This is a genomic window from Staphylococcus sp. HMSC071G07 (assembly GCF_001811435.1).
Classification (GTDB): domain Bacteria; phylum Bacillota; class Bacilli; order Staphylococcales; family Staphylococcaceae; genus Staphylococcus; species Staphylococcus pettenkoferi.
In genome coordinates this window covers 564000-586174 of record NZ_KV804768.1, presented here as the reverse complement: position 1 = coordinate 586174, position 22175 = coordinate 564000, and the positions used below count along the sequence as shown (strand labels likewise).

27 protein-coding genes are annotated in these 22175 nt (G+C 40.1%); 20 read left to right on the top strand and 7 right to left on the bottom strand.

Annotated elements, in window-relative coordinates:
* The first annotated feature begins 5 nt into the window (after positions 1 to 5).
* From HMPREF2802_RS07200 to HMPREF2802_RS07175, 6 genes are all read left to right on the top strand, one after another.
* Positions 6 to 1304 (top strand): HD domain-containing protein, encoded by a 1299-nt coding sequence (locus HMPREF2802_RS07200; protein ID WP_049409636.1) that lies wholly within the window; start codon positions 6 to 8, stop codon positions 1302 to 1304.
* Between the two features lie 139 nt (positions 1305 to 1443).
* Positions 1444 to 1950: a YwhD family protein gene (locus HMPREF2802_RS07195; RefSeq protein ID WP_002472563.1), complete on the top strand. Its 507-nt coding sequence runs from the start codon at positions 1444 to 1446 to the stop codon at positions 1948 to 1950.
* Between the two features lie 46 nt (positions 1951 to 1996).
* Complete coding sequence (locus HMPREF2802_RS07190) at positions 1997 to 2410, top strand: YwiB family protein (RefSeq protein ID WP_070503313.1); 414 nt, start codon at positions 1997 to 1999, stop codon at positions 2408 to 2410.
* Positions 2411 to 4072: an arginine--tRNA ligase gene (gene argS, locus HMPREF2802_RS07185; protein ID WP_070503311.1), complete on the top strand. Its 1662-nt coding sequence runs from the start codon at positions 2411 to 2413 to the stop codon at positions 4070 to 4072. It abuts the gene before it with no gap.
* 207 nt (positions 4073 to 4279) lie between these two features.
* Complete coding sequence (locus HMPREF2802_RS07180; protein ID WP_070503309.1) at positions 4280 to 4930, top strand: endonuclease III domain-containing protein; 651 nt, start codon at positions 4280 to 4282, stop codon at positions 4928 to 4930.
* A 59-nt stretch (positions 4931 to 4989) separates the two neighbouring features.
* A complete protein-coding gene (locus tag HMPREF2802_RS07175; protein WP_070503307.1) occupies positions 4990 to 5868 on the top strand; it encodes an ABC transporter substrate-binding protein in 879 nt (292 codons plus the stop codon).
* Positions 5869 to 6021: 153 nt separating this feature from the next.
* On the opposite strand, the gene HMPREF2802_RS07170 is transcribed toward HMPREF2802_RS07175, so the two are convergent.
* Together HMPREF2802_RS07170 and HMPREF2802_RS07165 are read right to left on the bottom strand one after the other, a co-directional pair.
* Positions 6022 to 6210 carry a helix-turn-helix transcriptional regulator gene (locus tag HMPREF2802_RS07170; protein ID WP_070503305.1) on the bottom strand — a complete coding sequence of 63 codons (189 nt, stop codon included), beginning with the start codon at positions 6208 to 6210 and terminating at the stop codon, positions 6022 to 6024.
* 1 nt (position 6211) lies between these two features.
* Positions 6212 to 6559 (bottom strand): hypothetical protein, encoded by a 348-nt coding sequence (locus HMPREF2802_RS07165; RefSeq protein WP_070503303.1) that lies wholly within the window; start codon positions 6557 to 6559, stop codon positions 6212 to 6214.
* 176 nt (positions 6560 to 6735) lie between these two features.
* Between HMPREF2802_RS07165 and HMPREF2802_RS07160 the strand changes: the two genes are divergently transcribed.
* The 5 genes from HMPREF2802_RS07160 to HMPREF2802_RS07140 all read left to right on the top strand — a co-directional run bounded on the left by HMPREF2802_RS07160 (position 6736) and on the right by HMPREF2802_RS07140 (position 11148).
* Positions 6736 to 7695: a FecCD family ABC transporter permease gene (locus tag HMPREF2802_RS07160; RefSeq protein ID WP_070503301.1), complete on the top strand. Its 960-nt coding sequence runs from the start codon at positions 6736 to 6738 to the stop codon at positions 7693 to 7695.
* A gap of 156 nt (positions 7696 to 7851) precedes the next feature.
* On the top strand, positions 7852 to 8550 hold the full coding sequence (locus HMPREF2802_RS07155) for an HAD family hydrolase (protein WP_002472509.1): 699 nt from the start codon (positions 7852 to 7854) through the stop codon (positions 8548 to 8550).
* Positions 8551 to 8557: 7 nt separating this feature from the next.
* Positions 8558 to 9358 carry an alpha/beta fold hydrolase gene (locus HMPREF2802_RS07150; protein ID WP_070503299.1) on the top strand — a complete coding sequence of 267 codons (801 nt, stop codon included), beginning with the start codon at positions 8558 to 8560 and terminating at the stop codon, positions 9356 to 9358.
* A 263-nt stretch (positions 9359 to 9621) separates the two neighbouring features.
* Positions 9622 to 10128, top strand: a complete 507-nt coding sequence (locus HMPREF2802_RS07145) for an SA0570 family protein (RefSeq protein WP_070503297.1) — start codon at positions 9622 to 9624, stop codon at positions 10126 to 10128.
* A gap of 309 nt (positions 10129 to 10437) precedes the next feature.
* On the top strand, positions 10438 to 11148 hold the full coding sequence (locus HMPREF2802_RS07140) for a hypothetical protein (protein WP_049409656.1): 711 nt from the start codon (positions 10438 to 10440) through the stop codon (positions 11146 to 11148).
* Between the two features lie 245 nt (positions 11149 to 11393).
* On the opposite strand, the gene sarA is transcribed toward HMPREF2802_RS07140, so the two are convergent.
* The 3 genes from sarA to HMPREF2802_RS07125 all read right to left on the bottom strand — a co-directional run bounded on the left by sarA (position 11394) and on the right by HMPREF2802_RS07125 (position 14154).
* A complete protein-coding gene (sarA, locus tag HMPREF2802_RS07135; RefSeq protein WP_002472551.1) occupies positions 11394 to 11768 on the bottom strand; it encodes a global transcriptional regulator SarA in 375 nt (124 codons plus the stop codon).
* A gap of 365 nt (positions 11769 to 12133) precedes the next feature.
* A complete protein-coding gene (locus HMPREF2802_RS07130) occupies positions 12134 to 13057 on the bottom strand; it encodes an efflux RND transporter periplasmic adaptor subunit (protein ID WP_070503295.1) in 924 nt (307 codons plus the stop codon).
* Between the two features lie 167 nt (positions 13058 to 13224).
* On the bottom strand, positions 13225 to 14154 hold the full coding sequence (locus tag HMPREF2802_RS07125; protein ID WP_002472592.1) for a DMT family transporter: 930 nt from the start codon (positions 14152 to 14154) through the stop codon (positions 13225 to 13227).
* A gap of 373 nt (positions 14155 to 14527) precedes the next feature.
* Between HMPREF2802_RS07125 and HMPREF2802_RS07120 the strand changes: the two genes are divergently transcribed.
* On the top strand, positions 14528 to 14779 hold the full coding sequence (locus tag HMPREF2802_RS07120) for a hypothetical protein (RefSeq protein ID WP_049409660.1): 252 nt from the start codon (positions 14528 to 14530) through the stop codon (positions 14777 to 14779).
* Between the two features lie 295 nt (positions 14780 to 15074).
* On the opposite strand, the gene HMPREF2802_RS07115 is transcribed toward HMPREF2802_RS07120, so the two are convergent.
* Together HMPREF2802_RS07115 and HMPREF2802_RS07110 are read right to left on the bottom strand one after the other, a co-directional pair.
* On the bottom strand, positions 15075 to 15296 hold the full coding sequence (locus tag HMPREF2802_RS07115; RefSeq protein WP_002472591.1) for a DUF2922 domain-containing protein: 222 nt from the start codon (positions 15294 to 15296) through the stop codon (positions 15075 to 15077).
* A 13-nt stretch (positions 15297 to 15309) separates the two neighbouring features.
* A complete protein-coding gene (locus HMPREF2802_RS07110) occupies positions 15310 to 15507 on the bottom strand; it encodes a sigS mRNA-stabilizing protein SroA (RefSeq protein ID WP_083307606.1) in 198 nt (65 codons plus the stop codon).
* Between the two features lie 150 nt (positions 15508 to 15657).
* Between HMPREF2802_RS07110 and HMPREF2802_RS07105 the strand changes: the two genes are divergently transcribed.
* Genes HMPREF2802_RS07105 through HMPREF2802_RS07070 form a run of 8 tightly spaced genes read left to right on the top strand, consistent with a single transcriptional unit; the run spans position 15658 to position 22106 of the window.
* Positions 15658 to 16215 carry a tyrosine-type recombinase/integrase gene (locus HMPREF2802_RS07105; RefSeq protein ID WP_049409666.1) on the top strand — a complete coding sequence of 186 codons (558 nt, stop codon included), beginning with the start codon at positions 15658 to 15660 and terminating at the stop codon, positions 16213 to 16215.
* 26 nt (positions 16216 to 16241) lie between these two features.
* Complete coding sequence (locus tag HMPREF2802_RS07100; protein ID WP_070503291.1) at positions 16242 to 18638, top strand: DUF4040 family protein; 2397 nt, start codon at positions 16242 to 16244, stop codon at positions 18636 to 18638.
* Positions 18625 to 19050 carry a Na+/H+ antiporter Mnh2 subunit B gene (mnhB2, locus tag HMPREF2802_RS07095; RefSeq protein ID WP_002472610.1) on the top strand — a complete coding sequence of 142 codons (426 nt, stop codon included), beginning with the start codon at positions 18625 to 18627 and terminating at the stop codon, positions 19048 to 19050. Before HMPREF2802_RS07100 ends, mnhB2 begins: the two co-directional genes overlap by 14 nt.
* Complete coding sequence (gene mnhC2 / locus HMPREF2802_RS07090) at positions 19047 to 19397, top strand: Na+/H+ antiporter Mnh2 subunit C (protein ID WP_070503289.1); 351 nt, start codon at positions 19047 to 19049, stop codon at positions 19395 to 19397. Before mnhB2 ends, mnhC2 begins: the two co-directional genes overlap by 4 nt.
* On the top strand, positions 19390 to 20895 hold the full coding sequence (mnhD2, locus tag HMPREF2802_RS07085) for a Na+/H+ antiporter Mnh2 subunit D (protein ID WP_070503287.1): 1506 nt from the start codon (positions 19390 to 19392) through the stop codon (positions 20893 to 20895). The genes mnhC2 and mnhD2 overlap by 8 nt, the downstream gene beginning before the upstream one ends.
* Entirely contained in the window at positions 20892 to 21374 is a 483-nt protein-coding gene (gene mnhE2, locus HMPREF2802_RS07080) for a Na+/H+ antiporter Mnh2 subunit E (RefSeq protein ID WP_002472570.1), read from the top strand. The genes mnhD2 and mnhE2 overlap by 4 nt, the downstream gene beginning before the upstream one ends.
* Positions 21371 to 21673 carry a Na+/H+ antiporter Mnh2 subunit F gene (mnhF2, locus tag HMPREF2802_RS07075; RefSeq protein WP_070503285.1) on the top strand — a complete coding sequence of 101 codons (303 nt, stop codon included), beginning with the start codon at positions 21371 to 21373 and terminating at the stop codon, positions 21671 to 21673. The genes mnhE2 and mnhF2 overlap by 4 nt, the downstream gene beginning before the upstream one ends.
* Positions 21648 to 22106, top strand: a complete 459-nt coding sequence (locus HMPREF2802_RS07070; protein WP_070503283.1) for a Na+/H+ antiporter subunit G — start codon at positions 21648 to 21650, stop codon at positions 22104 to 22106. Before mnhF2 ends, HMPREF2802_RS07070 begins: the two co-directional genes overlap by 26 nt.
* Positions 22107 to 22175: the final 69 nt, after the last annotated feature.

The following is a 22175-nucleotide window of genomic DNA, read 5'->3' as shown; positions in this document are numbered from 1 at the left end:
CCAATTTGACACAATCGACTTATGCTTTCAAACAGTTGCCGGAAGAGAAAGTGTTTAAAGATCCAATCCATCGCTATATTCATGTGAAAGACCAATTGATATGGGACTTGATTAAGACGAAAGAGTTTCAACGTTTACGCCGAATTAAACAGCTAGGCACATTGTACTTGTCTTTCCATACTGCTGAGCACAGCCGTTTCGGTCACTCACTCGGTGTCTATGAAATCGTGCGCCGAATGATAGACGAGTCATTCTTCGGCAGAGAGGCTTGGGACAACTCAGATCGCCCTTTAGCGTTATGTGCTGCCCTGTTACATGACTTGGGCCATGGTCCGTTCTCTCACAGCTTTGAGAAAATATTTGGAACAGACCACGAAGCGTTTACGCAAGCGATTATCACGGGTGATACAGAGGTGAATGAGGTGCTGAGCCGTGTCGATGCTGACTTCCCACAAGAAGTAGCAGATGTCATCAACAAGACACATGACAATAAGCTGGTCATCTCAATGATTTCTTCTCAGATTGACGCGGATCGCATGGATTATTTACAGCGTGATGCTTACTTTACAGGTGTGTCGTATGGTCAGTTCGATATGGAGCGTATTCTGCGTCTGATGCGACCTTCTAAAGATGAGGTCTTGATCAAAGAGAGCGGTATGCATGCTGTTGAAAGTTTCATCATGAGTCGTTACCAAATGTATTGGCAGATTTATTTCCATCCGGTAAGTCGTGGCGGAGAAGTATTATTGAACAATTGCTTGCGACGGGCGAAACAATTGTATGACGAAGGTTATCAATTTACAATGACACCAACGGATTTTATCCCATTTTTTAAAAATGAAATGACGATTCAGGAATATGTGGATTTAGATGAAGCGGTCGTCGTGTATTACTTAAAGAAATGGATTCATGAAGATGACCCGATTCTCAGTGATTTGTCACGTCGATTTATCAATCGTGATCTCTTTAAGTATATGCCATTTGATGGCTCTATCATCACGATTACAGAACTAACAGATTTATTTGTCCAAGGTGGTATCGATCCAAATTATTACTTCGTGAGTGAATCATTCTCTGATTTACCGTATGACTATGACCGGCCGGGGTCTAACCGCCAGCCGATCCACTTGCTACGACGCAATGGCAAGATTAGGGAGATTAGTAGTCAGTCTCTCGTGATCTCAAGTATTACAGGAATCAATCGGGAAGATTATAAACTGTATTACCCTAAAGAACTCATTGCGAATATTGAGGATGATGAGGTTCGTAATGCCATTATTGGTTTGTTAAATGAGTTAAATTAAACTATTGAATCCAAGCGCTCAGATGTTTTAATATAGTAACGTTGTGACCTCAACATATAAACGGCGAACTACAGTGATTATGAAAGTATAAGTCATTAGTGATATAGATTGTAAAAAATTGATGCGGAGGTGGAAGATGATGGCAAACAAGAAAGGGTTCAAGTTCAATATTATTAAAAATGATCCGTTAGACGGTCATAAAGGAACAAATATCGGTTCTATTAGTCTAGATAACGTCGCACCTGTCTTTATCGATGTGTTGAATAAAGAAGCGTTTATCGACATCGGGGGTATGCACGCCCGTGCTGAAGTTGAAAAAGGTGTGAAATGGATAAACGATAAAGAAACGGTTGAAGGCGACGAAGCGAAACCGTATTGGTTGTGCTGGGTAACGACAGAACGCAGTGAACAAGGTCCTTATTACGCAGGTCTAACAGCATGCTATCTCTTAGTGAATAAGAGTATCCGTCGTGGATATAAGAGTATGCCTGAGCATGTGAACATGATGGACAAATCGATGAAACATCACATTGTGATTGATCAAATTGGTGAAGAGAACAAAGCGATTCTCAAAGCATTTTTACAAGAACATAACCCAGAAATGTGGGCAAACTCTAAAGATGAGTTACATCAAGCCTTTGACTAAGTAGACAGTAAAGTCGACGATACTATAAGAGTGAGGGTGAACGTGGATGGAGAATAACGTTGACATCCAAACGAAACAAGTCGTGAAACAGTTCGGTCAGAAGCAACATTTCAATGCGCAAACGGAAGGTACGTGGCTACAGAAAGGTGCAGAGTACATTCGCTACGAAGAAGATGTAGAAGATGCGCATGTGAATGTCACGCTCAAGATTGAAGAAGAGGGCGTCAAGATTATCCGTAAAGGTGACATCAATATGAAACTTCATTTCATCGAAGGCCAAGAGACTACGACGCTCTATGAGATGAGTGCAGGGCGCATACCTCTGACTGTCAAAACACAATCGATTAAACATTATGTGACCGATCAAGGTGGCAAACTTAAAGTACAATATCAACTCTTTCAAGCAGATGAGAAGATGGGTACGTATCAATACGAAATTCAGTATAAGGAGAAAGAATAGATGAATATTATTGATCAAGTCAAAACGGCGTTGATTGAAGAAATTTCAGCGAGTATCCATAAAGCAGAACTCGTAGATGACATTCCAGAAATCAAAGTCGAAATTCCAAAAGATGATAAGAATGGTGACTATTCCACAAATATTGCGATGGTCTTAACGAAACTTGCACGTCGTAATCCACGCGAGATCGCTCAAGCAATCGTGGACAACTTCGATACCACACAAGCACACGTTAAAGAAATCGATATAGCTGGACCAGGTTTCATCAATTTCTACTTAGATAACACATATTTAACTGAAGTGATTCCTGAAGCGCTACAGAAAGACGAAGCTTTCGGTCGTGTTGAAACTTCGAAGGACGAAAGTATTTTACTAGAATATGTTTCTGCGAATCCTACAGGCGACTTACATATCGGTCATGCGCGTAATGCCGCTGTGGGTGATACTTTAGCTAACATTCTCGATGCGGCAGGCTATGACGTGACACGAGAATACTACATTAACGATGCCGGCAACCAAATTACGAATCTCGCACGTTCAATCGAAGCGCGTTATTTCGAAGCACTAGGTGACACAAGCCACGAAATGCATGAAGATGGCTATCACGGTAAAGATATCATCGAGATTGGCCAGGATTTAGCGGAGAAACGCCCTGAGTTGAAGTCACTTGATGATGCTGAACGCTTGAAGACGTTTAGACAACTAGGTGTCGATTATGAGATGGAAAAATTACGTCAAGACCTCGCTGACTTTAACATTCACTTCGATAACTGGTTTAGCGAGACGACGTTATATGAGAAAGGCGACATCCAAGCTGTATTAGATAAAATGTCTGACCTCGGCTACACTTACGAAGCAGATGGCGCAACGTGGTTACGTACGTCTGATTTCAAAGACGATAAAGACCGCGTGTTGATTAAAAAAGACGGTAACTACACGTACTTCTTACCAGATATTGCTTATCACTACGACAAGATTGAACGTGGTAATGATGTCTTAATCGACCTCTTTGGTGCAGACCATCACGGTTACATCAATCGTCTCAAAGCTTCTATGGAAACATTTGGTGTCGACAGTGACCGTTTAGAAATTCAAATTATGCAAATGGTACGTTTAATGCAGAACGGCGAAGAAGTGAAGATGAGTAAACGTACAGGCAATGCCATTACATTACGCGATATCATGGATGAAGTAGGTATTGATGCAGCACGTTACTTCTTGACGATGCGTAGTCCAGACACACACTTCGACTTTGATATGGAACTCGCGAAACAGCAATCTCAAGATAATCCAGTCTACTATGCGCAATATGCTCATGCGCGTATTTGTTCCATTCTGCAACAAGCAGAAGAACGTGGCATCTCTACTTCAGGTGAGTTAGATTTATCACAAATTACAAATGACAAAGCGATTGATTTATTGAAAAAAGTAGCAGAGTTTGAACCGACAATTGAAAGTGCGGCAGAACATCGTGCGCCACATCGCATGACGAACTATATCCAAGACTTGGCTGCACACTTCCATAAATTCTATAATGCGCAGAAAGTACTCACAGACGATGAAGCACAAACGACAGCACTCGTCGCATTATGTGAAACAGTGAAGATCACGTTACGCAATGCGCTACATCTTGTAGGTGTCACAGCACCTGAAAATATGTAAGCGAGTGAGGTTCGGTTAGTTGAGAGCGGAGAGATGAAATCAATGCGGATTTCAGTTTCCGCTCTTTTGTTATGCGTTTTACTTCATGTGGGTCTGGTCTGATAGTCCTCCGTTTCTTCGACTCTAGCTCATTTGTTATGCCTGTGACTTTCTAGGGTATGAAAGACGTAGATGTACTTTGTTGCGAAAGGAGTGAAAAGGCGGACGATGACACTATCATTGGAGAACTTGTACAAGAAACTATACGCACATATGGGACCACAATATTGGTGGCCTGCTGAAAGTAAGATAGAAATTATCGTCGGCGCTATACTCGTTCAGAATACGAATTGGCGTAATGCAGCGTATGCGATCGAACGTCTGTCTCAAGAAACAGATTTAGACCCCTATCGTATTACTCAGCTACCGTTAGAAACGTTGCAGACGTACATTAAATCAAGTGGGTTCTACAAGAACAAAGGCCGTGCAATTCAAGAAGTCTTTCGATGGCTAGAACAATTTGATTATGATTACGACAAGATTAAAGCGCATTATGGCGATGCGTTACGAAAGCAGCTCTTGTCGTTGCGGGGTGTCGGCGAAGAGACGGCAGATGTGCTGTTGGTATACATATTTGATGGTGTCGAATTGATTCCTGATAGTTATACACGACGTATTTTGTCGAAATTAGGCTATGCTAATACAGAAAGTTATACCAAGTTGAAGCGGCATATCGACTTACCTGCGCATTTTTCAAACCAGGATGCGAACGAGTTTCATGCTTTACTAGATAATTTCGGTAAAAATTACTTTAATGGTAAAACGGAAGCGCGCTACACCTTTTTAGATGACGACTTTATAGATGACTCAAGAAGTTGAATGGTGACGTTGTTATATTGAAAGCGCATTTTAAAAAATCGGATAAAGGAGTAGATGGAATGAAATTAAATAAACTATGGTTCGTCTTGGTTGCCGCGTTGCTCATCCTCACGGCATGTGGTTCAAATCAAGACAAAGATTCGCAATCATCAAAAGGGGACAAAGCGAACTATCATCGTATCGTCTCATTGATGCCAAGTAATACGGAAACGTTATACAAACTCGGATTAGGCAAGGACGTCGTGGGTGTCTCTACGGTAGATGACTACCCGAAAGATGTGAAGAATAAAAAGCAATTTGACGCGATGAAATTAAACAAAGAAGCGTTGATGAAAGCGAAGCCTGATTTAATCTTAGCCCACGAGTCGCAGAAATCCTCAAGTAAAGACACACTAGATGCTTTGAAGAAAGATGGCGTCAAAGTGGTCTATGTGAAAGATGCGCAATCAATTGATGAGGTCTATGATTCCTTTAAGCAAATTGGAAAGGTGACAGGCAAGCAGAAGAAAGCGAATCAACTCGTATCTGATACGAAGAAGAAAGTGAACAAAGTTATCGATTCTGTTCCTGATCATCAGAAGAAACAGAATGTCTTTATGGAAGTTTCTTCTGATCCTGACCTTTATACAGCAGGACAAGGGACATTCTTTGATGATATGTTAACGCAATTGCATGCGAAGAACAGTTTCCATAACCTAAAAGGTTGGCAGAAAGTGAGTAAGGAAGACATTATCCGTAAAAATCCAGCGATAATGGTCAATACAGCAGGACAATCTGACAAAGAATATCAACAAATGGTTGAAAAACGTGGCGGTATGAAACAAGTGAAAGCTGTTAAAGATGGTAAATTGAAATCAGTGAACGGCGATCAAATTTCACGACCAGGGCCGCGTATTGACGAAGGCTTGAAAGAGCTTCGCGACGCTTTGTATGAGTAATAAAAGGTGTGTTTGAGGTGCGTGACGTACGAGCGTGACGGTGGCAGTTTCGCAGAGGTAGCGAACTCAGATAGGCTGCGTTGGTTGTTCTATACGCGATCAAGTTCGCACTCATCGCGCTTATCGGAGTACGTTACTCGCTAAGTCTCGTCTTTACGGAGTGAACAGTTCGTCTACAGTCACATCAAACTGACGTGCGAGTTTAAATGCAAGCGTCAGCGAAGGGTCATATTTATTATTTTCTATGGCATTAATGGTCTGTCTCGAAACATTAAGATCCTTACTTAGTGTTTCTTGAGACAGGCCATAAATTTTGCGATAATGACGGATTTTATTTTTCATACTAATGTTCCTTTGATGTGTATTTACGTTTAGTCGTAATATAATTTAAGATAAATGAAATTAAAGCAATGACTAACATGATGAATTCGAAATTATGTGCTACAAATTGTCGCATAGGCGCATAAGTCTTAAATATACCTATCAATTTCATTACAGTTGTAATTAGCATTACCGTAACTATAGTATAAAAACTTTTCGCCATGATTTCTACAAACATATGATCTTGACGTTCATCAAAAGGATGTTGTTTATTTTTTGTATCAGAAATTTGAGAGGGAAGATACTTGCTCGTTAACATTGACCACCCTAAAAACGCTAAAAATAAAATGATATAACCAATTACTTTCAAGAGAAACACCTCAAATTGTAAAGTTAATTTGACATTGATAACGTAACAAGCGCTAGACAGAATGTCAAAAGTCTTTTACATCATTGAAAAATTGACTATCCGAACTTTGATTTACATACCCAAACAGTGTACGTTCTTGATATACTCTCACTAATGAGGAGGTGCAATCACGCACTATGTCACAAGCGAAATCAGTTCTTATATGGCTCATCGTCTTAATCGTTAGTATGAGTCTCGGCTTACTCTGGGATATTGGCAACTTACATGAACAACTCTCGCAATCTATTCTGTTTCAAGTGCGGATTCCTAAAGTGTCGGAAGCGGCCTTAGCAGGTGCAGGTCTGACGCTTGCAGGGCTCATCTTTCAGACGTTGTTAAACAACCCACTAGCGGATAGTTTCACCTTAGGGTTGGCTAGTGGTGCGACATTTGGCTCTGGTGTGGCTGTGGCGCTTGGTTTGAGTTTCCTGTTGATACCAGTATCATCCATCCTATTTAGTTTAATTACACTTGCACTCGTACTCTTAATGACGCGTCTCATGTCTCGCGGTCATCCGATTCGTACGTTGATACTCTCTGGGATTATGATTGGTGCCTTATTCAATGCCTTTCTCTATGTGATTATCGTCTTGAACCAACGCAAGATGAATAGCATCGTTAACTACATGTTTGGTGGTTTCTCTGCTGCAGAGTATACGAAGATGAGTTATATCGCATCTGCGCTAGTCATAGGATTGATGATTCTCTTTATCATGCTGCCCCAACTTAAGCTTTTACAATTAGACGAACGACAAGCTGTCTCTCTAGGCTTGCGATATCAAACAGTAACTTACGTTGCACTTATCATCGCCTCAGTGATTACAGCGATTATCGTCGCTTACGTAGGTATTATCGGCTTTATCGGTATGGTTATTCCTCAATTAGTTCGCCGTATTTATCGTACTAGTCAGTTAGGTACGCAGATGATATTAAACTGTCTTATCGGGGCGAGCGTCATGGTGTTAGCCGATTGGTTAGGTACCACTGTCATTTACCCGATCCAAATACCAGCGAGTATCGTTCTCGCACTCTTTAGTATTCCAGTCCTGTTCTTTTTGTTAATATCAGAGCACAAATATACCAACTCGCACGTTTAAGGGACGCATTAAAGGAGAATGATATAGAAAGAAGACGCTTGTATCTTTCTATCGAGATTCTTAGTATAATTTAATCCGTATACATAAGAATCATGTTATAGTTAAGACGCAGTAAATAACGGACGAGATGAATAGAACAGAAGGTGGTTGAGTCAGATGGACTTATCACGAATTAAAGCGGTCGTCTTCGATTTGGAAGGCACATTATTAGACCGTCGTAAATCACGCGATAAATTTATCGAAGAACAATACGAGCGTTTTCACGATTATTTAGTTCGTGTTCAGCTTGCTGATTTTAAAAATAAATTTATAGAGCTCGACGATGATGAAGATCACGACAAACCTGAATTATACAAAGCAATTATTAAAGATTTCCACATCGATCGCTTGAGTTGGAAAGATCTATTTCACGATTTCGAGATGCACTTTTACCGCTATGTGTTTCCGTACTACGATACGTTATACACGCTTGAACGGTTAGCTGAAAAAGGCTATTTAACGGGGGTCATTGCGAACGGCAAATCTAAGATCAAAGCCTATCGACTCCATGCCCTAGGGATTGAACATGTCATCAATTACCTCTCGACTTCGCAAACTGTAGGTTATCGCAAGCCACATCCGAGAATATTTGAGGATATGTTAGAACAACTAGATACGAAGCCTGAGGAAACGATGTATGTCGGTGATGACGCACTTAATGACGTAGCCCCCGCGCGTGCGATGGGCATGGTTAGTGTCTGGTTCAAGGAAGAAGATGCTGAATTAGAGCCTTTACCTGAAGAAGTAGACTACACGATAACGACGCTTGAAGAACTATTACAAATATTACCTTTAGACGAAGAACAGAAAGGATGATTGACGCATGAATTTAATGAAGACGAAAGACGATGTGACATTAAACTATAGAACAACTGGAGAGGGCGATGCCATCTTATTATTACATACAGCCTTCGATAATTTCTCAGTCTTTACTGAGTTGGAAAAAGCATTGAGTAGAGATTATCAAGTTGTACTCTTAGATTTACGTGGTCACGGTTACTCAGATAAACTGACATCTATCCAATTTGAAGATTATGCTTCAGATATCAAACAACTCTTGGATAAATTGTATATAGATGATTGTGCTGTTATCGGTCATGAGCTTGGCGCTTCAGTAGCAGTGGCATTTGCAGCACAATATCCTGATATGGTAACGTCGCTTAATTTAGTTAACCCAACAATCTTAGAAGATAGCTTGCCAGCAGATCGTCTTTATGAACACTATGCACACAAAATCCGTAATTGGGATGAAGAAAAACAAGAGAAATTTTTAGATAAACACTTGTATTATTCTAAAAGAGAAGGAAAGAAATTCCTCAAACAAATTAGTGAAACGAATAGTCTTAACACAGATAATGAAAATCAAGCGGTACGCGATTCATTTATCAATACCAATATTCGTCACTATTTAGGTGAAATTAAAGTTCCTACACTGATTACTGCAGGACAACATGGAGAGCGTACGACGATTGTAGAAGCGAAAGAAGTCGCTGATTACGTGCCGCATGCGCAATTTAAAGTGTTTGAGAAATCGGGTCTTTATCCTTTCGCTGAAGAAAGAACACAATTTTTAAAAGTAGCTGTAGATTTCATTAAAGCGCATGAACCTGAAGGCGCACGCTAAGGAAAATGAGCATAGAATAAGCAAAGAACAAAAACATAGAAATAGTCTTCGCAATTACTATCACTAGATAAGTTAGTGGGAGAACACTATGGAATCAATGGTTCCTGTGTTTCTCCCATTTTTTAATATAATCTTTCGGTAATAAATCCAAAGGATATTAAAATCTATTGTAATCTAAATGTAATATCACTGTTAATTTAGTAATATTTGTTGTATAATCAAAATAAGCACAGAGATCATTGTTCTAATAAAGGAGAGTGCTTATGAAGAAATTAATTGCAGCAACATTAGTTACTGGATTAGCGATTTCACCTATCGCGTCTGATTCTGCAAGTGCAGCGACAGGAAACTCGATGGATAGTGTGAAACAAATTGAGCAAGGTGACACGACGCTTGAGGGTGCCACTTTAGGAGACTCAATTCAAACAGTGCTTAAAGAGAACAAGAATCCCGTTTATTCAACTAGTGCAGATGGTAAAGAACATATTTATGAATTCCATAAAGATAATGGTAAATTAGTTGTGACTACAGATGGTAAGAAAGACAAAGGACACATCACACGCGTTTCAATGAGTTACAACGACACAGATGGTCCATCTTACAAGGATGTTAAGAAACAACTCAGCGATGATGCTGTTGCACGCGAGCATTACAATAGCGTGACAGGTAACTTTGGTTATATCCAAGATGATCGTGCTTCTTATCAATTTAGTTCACAATCACCAGATGATAAAAATATCAAACTTTATCGAATCGATATTGGAGAATAGTTAAGTTGAAAATTAGTCGTTAAGAATCTTCCTATAAGGTAATTAGAATAGATAATTTGCAAGTCGGAACGGCTCATACGAAGATATGAGTCGTTTCGACTTTTTCATGTACTCAGCATCAATAACAACTTGATATGAAGAACACAGGTTAGAGAATGAGGTATGAAAACGAATAATAAGTTCCAATTGGCAGAGTTAAGCGTTAACTATATCACGGCAGTATATGAAGTGTTACAATGGGGTTAATGCTTTGTTTATTTAACACCGACGTTCAACAACATGGAATAATGTGATTTGAAGGAGTAAACTATGCGAGTTAATGATAAGGTATTAGTTGAAAATATCAATGATTACTTTACACATAAGGGTTTGTCACCCAATCTCATTGATGATATTAAAATGAAAATCAAGCGAGATTTTAAAAAATCAGAAGCTGTAGATAAAGATTATATTGAATATCGTGGAAAGTCACCAGCTGAAATTATCTTGGTGATTCAGCGTAATTTATTTACGTTACAACTCAACCCAGTCATCTTCTTTATCGTGAACTTTGTATTGATATCCTTTTTATACGATAAGCAATATGTTCCATTCCAAGCTGCATCTGGCATCACTATCTTCTACTGTGTCATTGTGTTGCCGTTGTCTATTGCGATTTATGCGAGCATTATTAGGAAGAATTACCTCTATAGCAACAAGGTTGAAAGGTATATCGGCATCTTGATAGGCATAGTAGCGCTAGCGCTCATTATATTACATGCCTTTCATTTAGATATGAACATCTATGTTATTACGAAATATGGTCATCAATTTGTCTTCTTTATTGGTATTCTATTCAGTATCTTTGGTGTTTATTACAAACGACTCGAGTTTACTGGTTTAGGCTTATTACTTTGTCAGAAGACGATTGATGCGATGATTCAAAGTGCACCCATTGCACAGTTTATTTCAATTGTCATTTGGATATTATTGCTCATCGTTATTATTTACTATACGATTCGTGTTTCTTCACGAAAATAAATTAAATAGGTGTGTATGGTATTGCGAAGCGGTAGGTGCCGTAGAGACGCGATTCCGTTAGGGCTGATATTACAGTAACGGCCAAGTGAGATTACTTTTATAAGGGTAGGGCGACGAAATCATATCGATTTCTGTTCTACTCTTTTTGTGTTGATAAAAAGGTTTCAGAGTGGTTTGAAATCATAAAAAACCACTAGCACGTTCAACGAGAACATGCTAGTGGTAGTCATGTATAATGAATCGAATTAGACTTCGTTTTGATCGTTAGCTTCTTTAATACGATTGTTAACGCGTGTTAATAATTCGTTCGTTTTTTCTCGTTGTTTTGCGTTGACTAAGATAAGCACTGTTCTTTCGTCGTGCTCGTTACGTTTCTTGTCGAAGTAATCTTCTTGAGCAAGATTTTTAACAGCTTTAACTACTTGTGGTTGTTTGTAGTTTAAATGATTAATAATATCTTTAAGATAGTATTCATCACTTTCGTGCTCACTGATGTAAGTTAATACAGCAAATTCTTCGAAACTTACTGAAAACTCTCGTTTAATAATACCTTTCAATCTGTCTGCGTATGTTACCATCGCTAAAAGTTCAAAACAATCGTTAATTTTACTAACTGCCATGTTGATTCCTCCTCATTTGCCTGCCCATTCGGTGTGTAAAGTGTTCATCACTTTGCAATCGTATCTATCTCTGTTTAAATATTATTTGCAAAATGACACCCATGGTATGGGTATAGATAATATTAAAGACATATATTACCTACGCTATTATTTAATTTATTATAACTAAATAAATTTAGAAAGTAAACAAAAAGGTCTATGTGAAATACAATAGATTTTTCCCGTTATATTCATTTTTAAACAAAGCAACAATTGAGAAGAATTATTATTTTTAAATCTTATTTTCGCTCATTACTTGATAAATAAGAAACAAGGAAGACCTAAATTTAAAAGAAAAATAAACTAAAAGAACACCTTTTAATTTATTATGCTACATCTTTAGTGTTTTTGGCTATCTTTTCATTAATATTTAAACCTTCTGTAACAATAATTTCGTTCTGTTTTACAGTTTTGTAATATTTAATTTTGCGTTCAATGAAGCGATTGTTTCTTTTTACGAGTACGGAATCCTTTTTATATAAAGCAGAATTAGGGATCTGAATCGTTTGTCTCGGAATTTCTATACTGAAGTGCGTACCAACGGGATAACGTGCTTTAGTCGAAAGTTGGACTTCGTAGGTAGAGGTACGAGCTTTAGATTGATAGTTCTGAGGGAAGGCATTAACTTGCTGAACTTTACTCTTGAAAGTTTGGTGTTGCTGATCGTGAATCGTTAAAGTTTGCTGTTCTTTAATGAGTGGTAGTTCTTCTTCGTTAAGTGCGAGTTTGATTACTTTATGTTCTGAATAAATCGAAAGGATAGGTTCACCGGCTTTAGAAGGGTGTTCATTCGTGAGAGTGAGCTTACCACTGATGGGGGCGACGATTTGCGTGCGTAAATGTGTTTGTAATTCGTCGATTTCAGCTTGTAGCGTGTCGCTTGTTGCTTTACTTTCCTTCGTGGGTTTCGGCATGTGCACGAGCGTAGAAAGTTGGCGTTGCTTATGTGTGATTTGTTGTTCTATGGCAGGGTTGTAATACTCAAATAATTTGTCACCTGCTTTCACAGAACTATTATTAGTGACGAACCAATCATGAATGTGGCCTTTCGTGGCGTCGTATTTGAGCGTGGTGCTATCAGTCGGTTCTTGTCGACCATTGACTGAGATAGGCGGCGAGTGCTGAATTGTTATCGTTTCAACAGGGGTTTGTGCAGATGTCGGTTGGTTGGCGACGAGGCCATAAATGCCCACGCCGAGTAGAGTAACAAGAATGAGACTTACCGTGGTAATGATGATTTTCTTGGACATGAGGTCACCTCTTTTGATGTAGTGAACTTAGTATATACTAAAACTTATTCCTTTGTCATTGATTTTCTATTGAATTATATAACATTTTTACAAAAATCAAAAAACGCTCTAAAAGTCCCTCAAAAAGAGAATTTTAGAGCAAGATCGATGATGGGCCCATGAACATTTTAAAAAAGACGAAGAAGTATAATGCCAATCATGATGGCAATGAGACCTAACACCTTGCGTACGGTAATTGTGTTGCGTGGTGTGCCCAGTAAACCGAATTGATCGATAATGACACCCATTAACATTTGACCTAGCATGCCAACAATAGTCGTCACAGCTGCACCAAGATGAGGCATTAAGATAATATTCATCGTAACGAAAATCATCCCGAGAAAGCCACCAATGAAATAGAACGGACGGAGTCGCCCATGTTGTGCGTGTTGTTTGTGCACTTTTAAACTGCGATGGAAGATGAGTGTCAGGATAAAGAGTGCAAGCGTACCTGTAGTGAAAGATATCAATGATGCGAGAAATGACGAGTGGACTTGCTGACCCAATGTGCTGTTAATCGTCGTCTGAAGTGGTGGACAGAAGCCGAAGACAAAACCTATCGTTAGCCAGACATAGAAAGATAGGGGTCTAGAATGCTGATGTGTTCGATTGCGTACATAATTCATGAGTAAGATGCCTAGAATGAGACACAGAATGCCAATGAACTTTAAGAAAGTGAAAGGTTCTGTACGCGCACCGAACCAGCCGAATGTATCGATGATGACACCCATGATAATCTGTCCGCTTACTGACATCACTACGGTGAGTGAGGCACCAAGACGGGGTAACAACAATAGGTTTCCGGTTAAAAAGATGACACCTAGAAGTCCACCTGTAAACCAGTAGAAATTAAAGTCCTGGTTTAGGAGATAGGAAGGTGTCAGCATATGTGGATTGATGCAGGCGTTGATGATAATCAGACAAAGTGAACCCACGAAGAATGAAATCGTTGATGCGTAGAATGATGAGTGGGTATAAGCGCCTAATCGTGAGTTGATGGAAGTTTGGAATGGGATGACCATGCCTGCAGCTACGCCTAGTACCATGAGTAATAACATGTGATCACGCTTTCTAGTTAAGATAAACCCATTATATAGAAAATGCGAGGAGAATTATAGGGGGCGTTCAAAGTGAAAGGGACAGAGGATTGCGCAAAGTCGTATACAAAGGCGTGCGGTTTATAATATGATATTAAACAGATATTTGAAAAAGCGTGTTGGATCTTACTGTTGAAGCGTGCATTTCAGTAGTAAGCGCGTGTTCTATTATGTGCTTCCATTTGTCGCACATGTGTAAAAAGCATGGATGGTAAGTCAGCGTACGAGATGAGTACATCTGCTATCAGTTACATCATATATCAATTAAGGGATGAGACAGCTAGAGTAAGACAATCGAGTTGGGATGAAAGTTCGAGAGTAGGTGATGATTAGAGTGGCTAAATTATCAATTATACGGTTGCTTGATGAGGAAACGTTCTTCATCGGAGCTGGACTTGACCACAACCTAGAGAAAGAACAGTACATAGATGTGTTGAATCCACGACGTTCATATAAAAATTTAGCTCAAATAGAAGAAGTCTTCGATCATTATGCTTTGTGTAAGAAGTTGGGTAAAAGAAAGATATTTTTCGGAGACACTGTTCGTATTCGTCCGCGCCAAGAGGAGAGAAAGGCGCAGTCGTAGGAGGATTGAGCTAGCCCTATTTATATAGGGAGCGTCAGACGTGTGAACTATTATAAAGTGTAGCTAAATATAAGCAAGAAATAATAAAAAGGCAGAACGCACTTTTATCATGGGTGAGTTAATGATAATCGTGTCGTTCTGCCTTTGTTGTCATGCGAGGGAGATACTCTGTCTGCGTAGATTTCGTACGGTAGGCCCCGTGTTAAGTTGTGATCATGTTCCTCGCTTTAACTACGTTCTTAATGAGAGAGCAGGGGGGCGAAACACTCCCCAAACCCTCTATTCACTTTAATTCTTACTTATCAGTGAAGATATTACGTGTGGTCTTGCTCACGATTTGTGCGCTACCAATCTTAGTTGGCACGTTATTGCTTGGGCGTAAGATGTCTAGAGAAAGTAACTTCTGCATCGCATCTCTCGCTACTGCTTCCGATACGTCTTGTAAGACATTATTAATCGTGAATTTGCATTGTTTGTTGGCAACGTCGTGAAAGATAAGTTCTAATGTTTCAGTCATGATGGTTCCTCCTTTAGTAAACATTTGTAGTAGTTGTCAATTCAATAGAATCGAATTGTTCTCCGGTTAATTGTTCAATGATGGTTGCAAATTGTTTAATTTGTTCCTTCGTTGCTTTACCGTTGAGATTCGTGAATCGACGTCGTGATGTAACTGCTCTGCCGTCTGCGTTGTGAGTGACTTTGACAAGGCTAACTATGATGTTGTTCATCGTGCTCACCTCCTTTCACACTATATATCGATGAGGAACGTGTGAAAGGGTAATATTTTTGTGAAAATAAAAACAAAATATTTTGATGTTACTCAACTATCGTTTATCATTGAATAAGAAACATTTTACGAAAAAAGTGAGGTGGTTGAGATGAATCAAGTGGATCCAATTAGAGACTTGAAAGCGATTCAAGCTATGTACGAGGTCTTGCGAGAGAAGTCCGAGCGAGATTATCTCTTATTTAAATTTGCTATACATACAGGTGTGAAGTTGGCGGAACTATTAAACTTGCACGTTGATGAGGTGCTTGATGCTGAAGGGCATGTGAAGACCTATTGGGTAGAAGGATTGGCGACGCATATCCATATCATACTGCCTGAACAATTACGTGATGAGTTAGCGAATTACATACATCACACGAGGCTTGACTCACAAGCACTCTTATTCCAATCCAACCGCACTCATAAAGGGTTGTCGAGACAACAAGCGTACCGTATCATTCATGCAGCAGCTGATAAACTAGGCATGCGTCATATCGGATTGACAACTTTACGTAAAACATTTGCATATCATGCCTATCAATCGGGAATATCAATATCGATTATTCAGAAATATTTAGGGCATCAAACGACTTATGAAACGATGAAGTTTATCGGTATCTCGAAACAGGCGAGTACGACGACGATTGCTCTAAATCTTCAGCCATAAGCCAAAGATAGAAAGGAAGGGCTAGCATGAGTTTAATCTATTTGTTCTGTGCTATCTTGCTAATCATGTTACTCGTTCTGGGAACATTAACACATCCAAAGTTAGCCCAGTTTGCAGGACATATTGCTCTGATTGCGCCCGTGGTTTCTGCGGTCTATTTCATCTGGCAGATACCCTCTGTGATCAAGCAGCATATTCTTCACATCAAGTTGCCTTGGCTCAACGCGTTTGATGTGAATATTGATTTGCGACTAGACGGTTTGAGTTTATTCTTTAGTTTACTCATTTCAATCATAGGGGTCGCAGTATTTTTCTACGCTACACAGTATTTATCAAAGCAGCATGATCATCTTCCACGTTTTTACATCTATTTGCTACTATTCATGTTGAGTATGCTTGGAATAGTGAATTCGAATAACACTATTCTCATGTACGTCTTCTGGGAGCTTACGAGCATCTCCTCATTTTTACTTATCTCATATTGGTACGACAGACAGCCGAGTCAATTTGGCGCGATAACGTCATTTATGATTACGGTCTTCGGTGGGTTAGCGCTCCTCACAGGCTTTATTATGATTTATAGCGTGACGGGCACGAACACGATCACTGAAATTATGGCGCAACGCCATGAAATCGCACAACACCCACTATTTATTCCAATCGTCATCATGTTATTGATTGGTGCTTTTACCAAATCGGCTCAATTTCCATTCCATGTATGGTTACCGAAAGCGATGGAAGCGCCGACACCTGTTAGTGCATATCTCCACTCAGCTACGATGGTTAAAGCAGGTATCTTCTTGCTATTTCGCTTTATTCCGGTATTAGGGTTGAGCAATACGTACATATATGCAGTGACATTTGTCGGATTGATCACGATGATCTTCGGTTCGGTGAATGCGATTCGACAGTATGACCTTAAAGCGATATTGGCATATTCGACGATTAGTCAATTAGGTATGATTGTATCGATGGTCGGCTTGGGTGCAGGTTATGCACAACACCCGCATGATAGTTTGACGGAAAGTTATGTCATCGTGCTGTTTGCCGGTCTCTTCCATCTCGTTAACCATGCCTTATACAAAGGCGCATTGTTCATGGGAGTAGGACTCATTGACCATGAAACTGGTACACGTGATATACGTAACTTAAGTGGTTTACGGAAAGTCTTACCGTTAACTCATGTCGTGATGTTACTAGCTGGACTATCCATGGGCGGCGTTCCTTTACTGAATGGTTTCTTGAGTAAAGAGATGTTCTTTGAAGGCTTACTTAATGCGAACGACTTACCGCAGTTCAACACACTATTAATGGTGATCGTTGTTGTGATTGGTGTCGTAGCAAGTATTTTCACATTTATCTATTCTTTATTTATGGTTAAAAAGGTCTTCTGGGGCAGTTATCATAATGAACGCTTGCCTATTCGCAATCCGCACGAACCATTCTTGTTTGCCTTGCCATCAACCATCATGATGATTTGTTTACCGGTCATTTTCTTCGTGCCAAACATTTTAACAACTTATGTATTAGTGCCAGCTTTACAAGGTATTTCTGGAAAGGCTGCAATCAAAGAAGTGGCACCAACGATTTCTCAATGGCACGGCTTTAACTTATCGCTGTTGATGAGTGCGATTGTTATTATTGTAGGCCTCATCGCTGTATTTAAAGTTGATTGGATTGGACTTGCACAGCGAGGTAAAGATTTATCCATTACACGTTTATATTTACGTGTGTATCGCAGTTTCGAGCGTTATTCAGGCTATAGCATTCGAGGTTTAATGAACAACCGTTTGAATCATTACATCGTATGGACATTACTCTTCTTCGCAGTATTGATTGGCTATGGCTTGTTCAGAACAGGATTCCCTAAAGTACATCAAATTCATGTCAGTGATTTCGGCCCGCTTGAAGTCATTACACTCATCGTGGTCATTGCTTTAGGTATTGCGTTGACGTTTATTCGCCAAAGACTCACGATGGTTATTCTCAACGGAATCATCGGCTATTGTGTCACAATCTTCTTTATCCTTATGAAAGCACCAGATTTGGCACTAACACAACTCGTAGTTGAAACGATTACGACGATTCTCTTTATCGTGAGCTTCTCGCGTTTACCGAACGTTCCTCGTGGGCGTGTACACAAGCGACGTGAGTTAATGAAGATTATCGTATCGCTGATCATGGCCGTGGTTGTCGTGACACTCGTCTTCATCGCGCAACAAGGTGATAGCATGCCGACGATTTCCACATTCTATCACGATGCGAAAGAGCTCACAGGTGGTAAAAATATCGTCAATGCTATTCTTGGTGATTTCCGAGCATTTGATACGTTGTTCGAAGGTATGGTGCTCATCATCACTGGTTTAGGTATCTATACATTACTCAACTTTAAGGATCGGAGGGGACAAGATGAAAGAGAATGATGTTGTATTACGCACAGTCACGAAGATTGTGGTCTTCATCTTATTGACGTTTGGTTTCTACTTGTTCTTAGCCGGACATGACAGCCCAGGCGGTGGCTTCATCGGAGGTTTAATCTTCAGTTCCGCGTTCTTGCTCATGTTCTTAGCCTTTGATGTGAAGCAAGTACTCGTTTCGTTGCCGATAGACTTCCGTATCTTTATGATTATCGGTTCACTTCTTTCAATAGCGACGGCAATTGGACCGATCTTCTTCGGCAAGCCATTCCTATATCAAACGTCAATTGCTGCCCACGTTCCATTGTTGGGTGAGCTTCATTTGACGACAGTGACATTGTTTGAAGCGGGCGTCTTATTGACGGTTGTAGGTGTAGTCGTCACAGTCATGTTATCGATGAGTGGTGGTCGCTCATGAATATTATCTTACTCATGGTGATTGGTTTCCTCATCTTCATCGGTACTTACATGATACTGTCGGTCAATTTAATACGTATTATTATAGGGATTTCAATTTATACCCACGCTGGTAACTTGATTATTATGAGTATGGGGCAATATGGTCGTCACATGTCGGAACCTTTGATTGGTAAAGGGACACAGCACTTCGTTGACCCCTTACTTCAAGCCATCGTACTCACAGCGATTGTCATCGGTTTCGGTATGACCGCGTTCTTGCTCGTACTCGTTTACCGTACTTACCGCGTGACGAAAGAAGTCGAAATTGATGTATTGAGAAAGGGGAGTGACAACTCAGATGAATAACTTACTGATCTTGCCACTACTCCTTCCAGTCATTTGCGCATTAATCTTAGTTTTTACACGTAAAAATAGTCTGTTATCACGCATTCTATCTATCGGTACGATGTGTGTTTCAACGTTAATCTCAGTGTATCTACTCATCCATGTGATGCGCACACGTCCTTTAGTGCTCGATTTCGGTGGATGGAGAGCACCGTTTGGTATTCAGTTCGTCGGTGATACGCTCAGCTTACTGATGGTGACGACGTCTAGTTTCGTCGTAACGTTAATCATCGCCTATGGTTTCGGTCGAGCTGAGAAACGTGCGATTCGATATTATTTACCGAGTTTCATTCTCTTTCTCACAACAGGCGTCGTCGGGTCATTTTTAACAGCAGATTTATTTAACATCTACGTCATGTTTGAGGTAATGTTACTCGCGTCATTCGTGCTTGTCACACTCGGTCAATCTGTTGAACAGTTACAAGCAGCGATTATCTACGTCGTGCTGAACATCATCGGTTCATGGTTGCTGTTACTCGGTATAGGCTTGCTTTACAAGCTGACAGGAACGTTGAACTATGCACTCGTTGCCCAACGATTAGATGATATGAAAGATGCCAGTTCGGTGGTTATCATCGCTATCATCTTCCTCGTGGCCTTTGGTTCGAAAGCTGCATTAGTGCTCTTCATGTGGTTGCCTAAAGCTTATTCCGTACTCAACACTGAGCTGGCAGCACTCTTTGCGGCATTGATGACTAAAGTCGGGGCGTATGCATTGATTCGCTTCTTTACATTGATGTTCAATGACCATCCAGAGATTACACACGAACTGCTCGTCGTCTTGGCATGTATCACGATGTTGATCGGCGCTTTCGGTGTACTTGCTTACACGAATATTAAAAAGATCGCAGCGTATCAAGTTATTCTGTCGATCGGCTTTATTATTCTAGGTCTAGGCAGTCACACGTTCTCTGGTGTGAGTGGGGCGATCTTCTATTTAGCAAATGACATCGTCGTGAAGACGTTATTATTCTTTATTATCGGTTCACTCGTTTATATGAGTGGACGCCAACATTATAGTTATCTTCACGGTCTAGCTAAGCGAGAGCCATTCTTCGGTGTAGCATTCATAATTATGATCTTTGCGATTGGTGGCGTACCGCCTTTCAGTGGCTTTCCTGGTAAGATTTATATCTTTAAGGGAGCGATTGAAAATGGGAACTATATTGGTTTAGCGCTCATGGTTATTACGAGCTTACTCGCCATGTATAGTCTCTTCCGAATTTACTTCAAGATGTATTCAGGTCATTCAGCGGAAGGAGAGCGTGTAGAGTTTAATCCACTTCAAGGTTACCGTAAGTGGCTGATTGGCATATTAACGACGGTTGTACTCGTTATGGGACTCGCAGCACCGCTATTATTCAAAGTGACTGACCAAGCGACGAAGATGAATATGAATCCGGATAATTATACGAAGTTAGTGAACCCGCATTTATTAAAGGAGGCGCATAAGAGATGAGACAAGTCGTCCTAAATGTAATCATTGCTTTTCTTTGGGTCTTATTCCAAGATGAAGAGTCCTTTAAGTTCTCTACTTTCTTTGCGGGTTACTTAATCGGTGTGATTGTGATTTATATTCTTCACCGTTTCTTCGGACAAGAATTTTATCTGAAAAAGGTCTGGGTCGCGATTAAATTCTTAGCTGTATATCTCTATCAACTCACGACTTCAAGCCTATCTATTATTAATTACATCTTGTTTAAAACGCGTGATATGAACCCGGGAATGGTGACATATGAAACGTCACTGAAGAATGATTGGGAAATTGCCTTTCTTACTATACTCGTCATTATTACCCCAGGGTCGACCGTCATTCGCATTTCTGATGAGAAGAAAAAGTTCTTTATTCATGCGATAGACGTCTCTGAAGAAGAGAAAGCGAAATTATTGAAAAGCATACGTCAGTACGAAGATCTCATATTGGAGGTGGCACGATGATTGAACACATTACAACGTTCTTTATTACAAGTGCGATAGTGATCTTTGGTATCGCCTTGTTCCTTACGTTATTTAGATTAATTAAAGGGCCAACAACAGCCGACCGCGTTGTTGCCTTTGATGCAGCAAGTGCCATCCTTATGAGTATCGTCGGTGTCATTAGCGTGCTCTATGGTACATTCTCATTCCTTGATTCCATCTTGTTAATCGCGATTATTTCCTTTGTGAGTTCCGTATCTATTTCGCGATTTATCGAAGGAGGGAAGGTCTTCCATGCCTCAAATAAGCGAAATCATTAGTCTCATTGCAGCTATACTACTCTTTTTAGGAAGCATCATCGCACTCATCAGTGCCATAGGGCTAATCAAGTTTCAGGACGTCTTCTTGCGGAGTCACGCTGCTACGAAGAGTTCAACGTTATCTGTACTATTTACGATTGTCGGAGTCTTAATTTACTTTATGACCACACAAGGTTATCTCAGTGTTCGTTTAATTCTAGCATTGATTTTTATCAACCTAACCTCTCCGGTAGGTGGACATCTCATCTCAAGAGCAGCTTATCGTACAGGGGCGTTTATGTACCGTAGAAAGGATGGCCCTCGTCAAGCCGATATTCTCTTGAGCTCAAGTGAACACAATACGTTCGAAGAGTTGAAACAGCGTGCGAAAGTACGTGAAGAACGCCGTTTAGAGAATTATCGTAAAGAGCACGAAGATTTCGATGACCGTTAAAGATTTAGAGCTTTATACATGTTCAAAGTTGAGGAAGTCTATCTCAATGTAAGTTTCATCTACGAATTA